The organism is Rhodoblastus sp., from assembly GCF_052145335.1.
In the GTDB taxonomy this organism is placed as follows: domain Bacteria; phylum Pseudomonadota; class Alphaproteobacteria; order Rhizobiales; family Beijerinckiaceae; genus Rhodoblastus.
This window is the reverse complement of sequence record NZ_JBKQOU010000320.1, coordinates 1-7,563: the sequence shown is the minus strand read 5'-3', so window position 1 is coordinate 7,563 and position 7,563 is coordinate 1. Positions and strand designations below refer to the sequence as shown.

The window sequence follows — 7,563 nt, the reverse complement described above, 5'->3', positions numbered from 1 at the left end:
CATGGCCCTGGCTTCGTAGCCACCTGCCAAATGCTCTGTCTGCTGAGCGAAAGCCGCCGGCGAAAGCGCCAGGACTGCGCCAGACGCCGCAGCAAAGATGATCTTGCGTACCATGTCATTTCCTCCTTGATTTGCGTATTTTGACTTTGCGCATGGGCGCTTGCAGCGGAATTCCTGCCGCTTTTGCCTTCGTGATTTCGGTGCATCCATAGCTTGTGCGTGAGGCTACATCACAGGCGCGTCTTGCGAAATAGGGCCAATCCCCCACCAAAGGAGGAGCGGGACGTTCCGGCTTGCCGGAGTTAACTTTCGTCTTTGACAAGGGCCGCAACGACGCCTCACGCCATCGCCAATGGGCGGCAGTTGTGTGATTTTATCCGCTGTCTGTCGCAAACCAGCGTGAGGGAACCATGCCCGATTTCGTCTTTCCGCCGCCGCCGGTCGTCGCCGCGCCCGTCGCGGGAGGCGGACGCCTCCCCGTTCGCCGTATTTTCTGCGTCGGCCGCAATTATGCCGCCCACTCGCGCGAAATGGGCGGCGATCCGACCCGCGAACCGCCGTTCTTCTTCACCAAACCCGCCGACGCCCTTGTCACCGGCGACGCAGACGCGCCCTATCCCCGCGCCACGGAAAACCTCCATCACGAGGTTGAACTCGTCGTCGCCCTTTCAAGCGGCGGCGCGGCCATTCCTGTCGAAGAGGCTGAAAAGCACATTTACGGTTATGCCGTCGGCCTCGACCTGACCCGGCGCGATTTGCAGACGCAGGCGCGCGAGGCGCGACAGCCGTGGGACATGGCCAAGGGATTCGATTTTTCCGCGCCGCTCGGGCTGATTCATCCGGCGACCAAACTCGGCCATCCGAAGGCGGGACGCATTGCGTTGAAGGTCAACGGAAATGTGCGGCAGGAGGGCGATCTCGCCGACCTGATCTGGTCGGTCGCGGAAGTGATAGCGGCTCTGTCGAATTACGTCGCGCTGGCGCCGGGCGACCTGATCTTCACCGGAACGCCTGCGGGCGTCGGCGCGATTTTACGCGGCGATGTGCTGGAAGGCGAGATCGAAGGAGTTGGAACAGTGAAGACAATGATTGTGTGAAGCGTGGCGACGCCCTCGGATCAATTCGCTCGATGTCTCGGTCTATTACAGCGCCGCGCCCAATCCCCCCAGCAGCACATATTTGATCTCGACAAATTCCTCGATGCCATGCCGCGAGCCCTCGCGACCCAGCCCCGATTGCTTGACGCCGCCAAACGGCGCGACTTCGGTCGAGATAATGCCGGAATTGACCCCGACCATGCCATATTCCAGCGCCTCGACGACGCGGAAGACGCGGCCGAGATCGCGGGCGTAGAAATAGGCGGCGAGGCCATATTGGGTGGCGTTGGCCTGGGCGATCACGTCAGCCTCGTCCTTGAAGCGGAACAAAGGCGCGACCGGCCCGAATGTTTCGTCGCGCGCCACGATCATCTCGCGCGTCACGTCGGCCAGCACCGTCGGCTGGAAGAAAGTTCCGCCCAGTTCGTGTCTCTTGCCGCCGACCAGCGCGCGCGCCCCCTTCGACAAAGCGTCGGCGATGTGCGCCTCGACTTTTTCCACCGCCTTGAGCGTGATCAGCGGCCCCTGTTGCACGCCTTCTTTCGCGCCATCGCCGACCTTCAACCGGGCGACCGCCTCGGCCAGCTTGGCTGCGAAAGCGTCGTAGATCCCCTCCTGTACATAGAGCCGGTTGGCGCAGACGCAGGTCTGGCCCATGTTGCGATATTTCGAGACCATCGCCCCGGCCACCGCCGCGTCGAGGTCGGCGTCGTCGAAGACGATGAAAGGCGCGTTGCCGCCAAGCTCCAGCCCGACTTTTTTCACCCCTGACGCGGCCTGGCGCATCAGCAGCTTGCCGACTTCCGTCGAGCCGGTGAAGCCGACGAAACGCACGGCGGGATGTTCGCAGAAAACCTTGCCTATCGACGCCGCGTCGCCGGTGATGATGTTGATCACCCCCGGCGGCAGGCCGGCGCGCATCGCCAACTCACCCAGAGCCAGCGCCGTAAGCGGCGTCTCCGGCGCCGGCTTGATGACGCAGGCGCAGCCAGCCGCGAGCGCCGGGGCGCATTTGCGGGTGATCATCGCCGCCGGGAAATTCCACGGCGTGATCGCCGCCATCACCCCGATCGGCTGGCGCAAGGTGACGATACGCGCATCGGGCCAGGGCGAGGGAATGGTCTCGCCGTAAATGCGCTTGGCCTCCTCGGCGTAAAATTCGATGAAACTGGCCGCGTAATCGATCTCGCCGCGCGCCTCGGCCAGCGGCTTGCCCTGCTCGCTGGTCATGATCAACGCCAGATCGTCGCGCGCCGCCAGGATCAGCTCGAACCACTTGCGCAAGATCGCGCCGCGCTGTTTGGCGGTCAGCGCCGCCCAGGCCTTTTGCGCCGGGGCGGCGGCCTCGACCGCCGCTGTCGCTTCGCCCGCCCCGCCGTCGGGAACATGCGCCAGCACGGCGCCGGTCGCGGGATTGCGGATGGCGAGGTCACCGCCGCCGACAAAAACGCCGTCGATCAGCATTTGCCCGCGCAAAAGGCTAGCGTCCTTGAGCTGCATTGCTCACTCCCCTTAGACTTTCTTTCTCTGACCGCGACTCGTCGCTCTCAGAGGCCCCTCGCATAAGCCACATAGGGCGTCTGCAGACGCCCGTCTTTAGACGGGCTTTCGGTCGCATTCGCTCCTAACCAATTCCCACCTTTTGGTAATTGGTATTAGAGGGACGCGCCAAAAAAGCGCCTCAAAGCCACCAGCGCCCAGATCGCCTCGACCAGGCCGAAAGGCCAGGCGCCCTGCAAAAATCCATAGGCCGAGCCGAGCGCGCAGGCTAAGGCGAAACCGAGAATATAGATGCGGCCGCGCGGCTCCATGGCGTAAAAGATAAGCATGGAACTGACGGCGAAAAGGCCGAAAGCTGAAAGAGCATCGAATCTCATTTTGCTGGAGGCGTGCAGACCACCACCTCGTTGAGCACGTAGCAGATCGACATCATGCCGGTGCGCAGATCGACGCGAAACACGCCGCCTTCGCGCTCATGCCGCGAGGCGACCAGAGCGTAATCGCTCGGCGATTGCGGCCCTGCGTTCTCGCCGGGGGGATAGCACAAGGTGACGCCGACCGAACCGCCGTCCTTCAGGCCATATTGGCAGGCTCCGATCTCGCCGGTCGCCTTGTCGAGCCGATAAACCCGGTTGAGATCGGTCTCCGGCGCGGCGAGAAAATCGTAAGTGGCCGCCTGCGCGCCGCCCGCAGTCAGCAAAAGCGCAGTTAAGCTCAATCTTATCATCGCAATCCCCGTCCATTGCCGAATCGCCAGCGCCCGAAGCTTATCGCGGAAGCCGGGCCGCTGGGCGCCAAAAACATGGCCTCGATGCGCCGGCGATGGTATAGGCGCGAGACGCTTTTTCCGAGACGCTTTTTCAGAGAGCCGCCCTTGTCGCCCTCGCCCACAGCCATCCTCCATGTTTTCGACCTCGACGGCACTTTGGCCGATACGGCGGGCGATCTCATGGCCTCGCTCGATTATGTGATGGTTCATCAAGGATTTGCGGCGACGCCGATGGAAGATTCGCGCGCTCTGCTCGGGGCCGGCGCGCGGGCGCTGATTCTCCGCGCCTTGGCGGCGCAAGGCGCCAGCGTTTCGGACGCAAAGATCGAGGAAATGTTCCAGCTTTTCCTGTCCTATTACGAGAGCCGCATCGCCGACGACAGCCGCCTCTATCCCGGCGTGATCGAGGCGCTCGACGCGCTTTCCGTGCGAGGCGACGTGTTCGCGGTCTGCACCAACAAGATCGAGCGGCCGGCGCGTCTGCTGCTGGAAAAACTCGGAGTAGCGGATCGTTTCGCCTTCATCTGCGGCCAAGACACTTTTGGCGTCGCCAAGCCGGACCCGATCCCGCTCCTGCGCACCATCGAGGCGGCGCACGGCCAAAAGACCCGCGCGCTGATGATCGGCGATTCCAAGACCGACATCGCCACCGCACGCGCCGCCGGCGTGCCGGTGATTGCGGTCGATTTCGGCTATACCGACCGCCCGATCGAGGAGTTTTCGCCCGACCGGATCATTTCGCATTTCAGCGAACTGCCGGAAGCGGTCGAGGAGTTTTTTTGAACCGTCAGGCCAATCGCAATTGGTCGCGGCCCAGGCCCAATTCCCGCGCCAGGTTCAGCGCCTCCTCGTATTTGCGCGCCGCAGCCTGGGCGAAATCCATGGCCGCTTGCGGGTCGTATTGCATCCGCACCTGGCATTCCTGCAGCAGGGCCTTGGCGAACTTGAATTTCGCCGCGACATCGGGGTCAAGTTGAAGAATGGTTGCGCTCATGATCCTGCCAAAACCTCGCGATGGATCGGGGCTTCACATCTGCGTGATCGCAAAACTCGTGCCAAGGGCTTACGACGGGCTGAACGTCGGCCCTTCTCCAATGCAAAACAGCCCGCTTGCCAAGGTTTGGCGCGCGGGAAAGCTCATTTCCGCACCCTCTCCCACATCGCGTGCGCATGACGGAACATGACACAGGAAAATTGGCTCGTTTATTTTCCCGCCTGAAACAGCGGCAGAAAAAAATCGCTGGCGCCAATCAGCACGAATTGCACGCCGATACAGATCAGCAGAAAGCCGAAAATCCGGGTCAGCGCGTCAATGCCGCTTGGGCCGAGAAAGCGGACGAGAAAAAACGAGCCGCGCAGCACCAGCCAGGCGATCAGCGTCGTCACGCCGATGCCGACAAGCACGATGATGTTGCCGAGCACTATCCTGTCGCCGGGGATCTGCGCCGAGGTCGCCAGCACCACGGAAATCGATCCCGGTCCGGCCAGCGAGGGCATGGCGATGGGAGAGAAGGCGATGTCGGTTTTCGCGGCGACGCTTTCGCCTTTCACGGCGGCGGCGGGAAAAACCATGCGGAAGCCGAGCGTCGAGATCAACAGTCCTCCGGCGATGCGGATGCCCGGCAGGGAAATGCCGAAAAAGCTGATGATGAAGCGGCCCGCGACCAGAAAGGTCGCCAGGATCGCGAAAGCATAGAGGCAGCCAAGCAGGGTCTGCCGGGCGCGCTCCTCCGGGCTCATGCCGGCGGTCAAGGCAATCAGCAGCGGCGCCGTGCTGAAAGGATTCATGATCGGCAACAGGCCAGCGATAGCCAGCAGGACATATTCGAAAAACTTGAAAGCGGTCATTGCTTTTACCGTCCCCGCCCTTTCCAGCCTGCCTGGGCGCACCAGCATCGGCATGGCGAGTCTGTTGGCGCGCGTCAAGCCGCTTGGCGAAGCCTGCGCTCCGCCTTGGTGGGAAAGGCCGCAATCGATCCTGTCGCGGTTTCGACGAGTCGGAAGGATCGGTGCTAAGGAACACCCCTGGTCGAGCCGGATCGCTGGTGGATGGATTTCAGGACTTCGGCCATCGCCCTGCGCAGGCCGTGCACCTGGTCCAGCAGATGCAGGACGATGCCGACGCCTTCAGCATTGACGCCCATATCCTCGGTCAGCTCGCGGATCAATTTCGCCCGCGCCAGATCCGCTTCGGAAAACGCCAGGTCATGCTCCGCTCGAGTCGGAATCAGCCATTCCTCCTTGATCCAGACTTCCAGAGTCTGGCGATCCAGATGGGCGCGTTCGAGAAAATCCATTTTAGTGAGGATCATGACTGCATCTCCCGGCGCGGATCATAATTCGCTGGCGCCCAGCCAGCGAGAAAAGCTTCCAGCTCTGGGTTCGGCTCGGTCGGCGCCATGATCTTGAGCTTGACCAGCAGGTCGCCACGGCCTCCGGGCCGGGAAACGCCCTTTCCCTTCAGCCGGAGCACCGTGCCGGTGTTCGATCCCTTCGGCGCCTTCAGCATGACGGGGCCAGTGGGCGTTGGCGTCCTGATTTCAGCGCCCAGCACGGCTTCGGCGAAAGTGACCGGCAGATCGACATGAATATTGTCGCCGTGCCGGGTAAAAAACGGATGCGGCTTGATCGAGATCTCCACCAGGGCGTCGCCGGCTTCGCCTTCGCCGGGGGACGGGGCGCCTTTTCCGCGCAACCGAAGCGTTTGCCCCTGCTGAATTCCCGGAGGAATGGTCACGTCGAGCGAGCCGCCTTCGGGGAGATTGATCCGCTTGGCGGCGCCATTGACCGCATCGAGAAAATCGACCGCCAGGCTGTATCGCAAGTCCGATCCGCGCGCCTGCCGCGCCTGCCGCCGGAAAATTTCCGCGAGGATGTCGTCGGTATCGACGAAATCCGCATAGGCGGACCGGCTATCATAAGGATTGTCGGCCGGGGCACGGGCGGCATAGTCCCTGTAGAACCTCTCTTGCGGCGCTTCCGCCCCGGAAGCGTCGATCTCGCCGCTGTCGAACCGCCGGCGCTTTTCAGCGTCGGAAAGCAGGTCGTAGGCGCCGGCCACCTCCTTGAACCGGCTTTCGGAATTTTTGTCGCCGGGATTGAGATCCGGGTGCAGCTTCTTGGCCAGCCGATGGTAGGCCTTGCGAATCTCTTCCGGGGCCGCGTTGCGCGCAACCCCGAGAATTTCGTATGGGTCCTTCATTGCCCCTCCGCTGCGGCCGGCGTAAAAATTGTCCGCCGGCAGGTTCTGTCCGCCCAGTGCAGGATGGCGCCGAAACGCGCCTGAGAGATAGCGCAATTTTCTATGAGTAGTTTCCGAACCTTTTGTCGCAGGCGCTTGGCCGCTTATCGTCGACATTAGGCCAAAGGCTCGAGCAAATTCGGGGTCGACATCATGTTCAAATTCGCATCAGGCTTCCAAGGCTATGCCCTGGAGGCAAGCGACGGCGAGATCGGAACCGTCGCCGATTTTCTGTTCGACGACAGGACCTGGGCAGCGCGCTGGCTGGTCGTCGACACCGGGAAATGGCTGACGAGCCGAAAGGTTCTGTTGCATCCAGCGGCGATTGGCGACGCGGACAACGAGCGCCGCGAATTGTCCGTCAAGTTGACGAGGGCGCAAGTGCAGGCAAGCCCAGAACTATCAGAGCATGAGCCTGTATCGATGCAGCTGGAGCGTCATCTCTACGACTATTACGGATGGCAGCCTATGGCGATCGAGAGCGCTTTCGGCGCCAACCCGATCGCCTCGAAATATTCCGCGCCGCCGCTATTCGTGTTTTCACCGCCGGCGGAAAACGTCGCCGATCCGGACGACTGCGATCCACACCTGCGCAGCATTGTTTCGATCACGGGGTATCATGTCGAAGGCCACGACGGCGCGATCGGCAAGGTCGAGGACCTCCTGATCGACGACGCCAGCTGGAGCTTTCCCTACTTGGTCGTGGACACCGGAAACTGGTGGTCAGGCAAGCATGTCCTGATATCGCGCCATGCGGTGAGGGAAATCTCCTGGGCGGATCGTCAAATCCGCATCGAGGTCAGCCGCCATCAGGTCAAGGCCAGCCCGCCGTGGACCGCCCTTGGCGACGTCGATCCGGATTACGAAAAGGATCTTCACCATCACTATGATTGGCCCGGCCATCGTTGACCGGCCTAAGCGTCTTCTCCCGCTCGCATCGGCGTAGTGCGGCTTGA

The 7,563-nt window shown here is 62.3% G+C and carries 10 protein-coding genes; 3 read left to right on the top strand and 7 right to left on the bottom strand.

All coding sequences use genetic code 11. The annotated features are described in order from the left end of the window. The first annotated feature begins 410 nt into the window (after window positions 1-410). Complete coding sequence (locus tag ACLP2E_RS19625) at window positions 411-1,097, top strand: fumarylacetoacetate hydrolase family protein (RefSeq protein WP_442466881.1); 687 nt, start codon at window positions 411-413, stop codon at window positions 1,095-1,097. 45 nt (window positions 1,098-1,142) lie between these two features. Here the strand turns inward: ACLP2E_RS19625 and ACLP2E_RS19620 are convergent, their stop codons facing one another. The 3 genes from ACLP2E_RS19620 to ACLP2E_RS19610 all read right to left on the bottom strand — a co-directional run bounded on the left by ACLP2E_RS19620 (window position 1,143) and on the right by ACLP2E_RS19610 (window position 3,324). Further along, entirely contained in the window at window positions 1,143-2,597 is a 1,455-nt protein-coding gene (locus ACLP2E_RS19620) for an NAD-dependent succinate-semialdehyde dehydrogenase (RefSeq protein ID WP_442466880.1), read from the bottom strand. A gap of 155 nt (window positions 2,598-2,752) precedes the next feature. Then, complete coding sequence (locus ACLP2E_RS19615; protein ID WP_442464567.1) at window positions 2,753-2,974, bottom strand: hypothetical protein; 222 nt, start codon at window positions 2,972-2,974, stop codon at window positions 2,753-2,755. Further along, window positions 2,971-3,324, bottom strand: coding sequence for a hypothetical protein (locus ACLP2E_RS19610; protein WP_442464566.1), 354 nt, complete (start codon window positions 3,322-3,324; stop codon window positions 2,971-2,973). The genes ACLP2E_RS19615 and ACLP2E_RS19610 overlap by 4 nt, the downstream gene beginning before the upstream one ends. Window positions 3,325-3,471: 147 nt before the next feature. Here ACLP2E_RS19610 and ACLP2E_RS19605 point away from each other — a divergent pair, with 147 nt between their 5' ends. Next, window positions 3,472-4,149, top strand: coding sequence for an HAD-IA family hydrolase (locus ACLP2E_RS19605; RefSeq protein WP_442466879.1), 678 nt, complete (start codon window positions 3,472-3,474; stop codon window positions 4,147-4,149). A 4-nt stretch (window positions 4,150-4,153) separates the two neighbouring features. Here the strand turns inward: ACLP2E_RS19605 and ACLP2E_RS19600 are convergent, their stop codons facing one another. The 4 genes from ACLP2E_RS19600 to ACLP2E_RS19585 all read right to left on the bottom strand — a co-directional run bounded on the left by ACLP2E_RS19600 (window position 4,154) and on the right by ACLP2E_RS19585 (window position 6,568). Further along, a complete protein-coding gene (locus tag ACLP2E_RS19600) occupies window positions 4,154-4,360 on the bottom strand; it encodes a hypothetical protein (RefSeq protein ID WP_442464564.1) in 207 nt (68 codons plus the stop codon). 209 nt (window positions 4,361-4,569) lie between these two features. Then, window positions 4,570-5,214, bottom strand: a complete 645-nt coding sequence (locus ACLP2E_RS19595) for a MarC family NAAT transporter (RefSeq protein WP_442466878.1) — start codon at window positions 5,212-5,214, stop codon at window positions 4,570-4,572. A 164-nt stretch (window positions 5,215-5,378) separates the two neighbouring features. Next, window positions 5,379-5,678: a chaperone modulator CbpM gene (locus ACLP2E_RS19590; RefSeq protein ID WP_442466877.1), complete on the bottom strand. Its 300-nt coding sequence runs from the start codon at window positions 5,676-5,678 to the stop codon at window positions 5,379-5,381. Then, window positions 5,675-6,568, bottom strand: a complete 894-nt coding sequence (locus tag ACLP2E_RS19585) for a DnaJ C-terminal domain-containing protein (RefSeq protein ID WP_442466876.1) — start codon at window positions 6,566-6,568, stop codon at window positions 5,675-5,677. Before ACLP2E_RS19585 ends, ACLP2E_RS19590 begins: the two co-directional genes overlap by 4 nt. A 192-nt stretch (window positions 6,569-6,760) precedes the next feature. Here ACLP2E_RS19585 and ACLP2E_RS19580 point away from each other — a divergent pair, with 192 nt between their 5' ends. Then, complete coding sequence (locus tag ACLP2E_RS19580) at window positions 6,761-7,516, top strand: PRC-barrel domain-containing protein (RefSeq protein WP_442466875.1); 756 nt, start codon at window positions 6,761-6,763, stop codon at window positions 7,514-7,516. Window positions 7,517-7,563 lie beyond the last annotated feature (47 nt).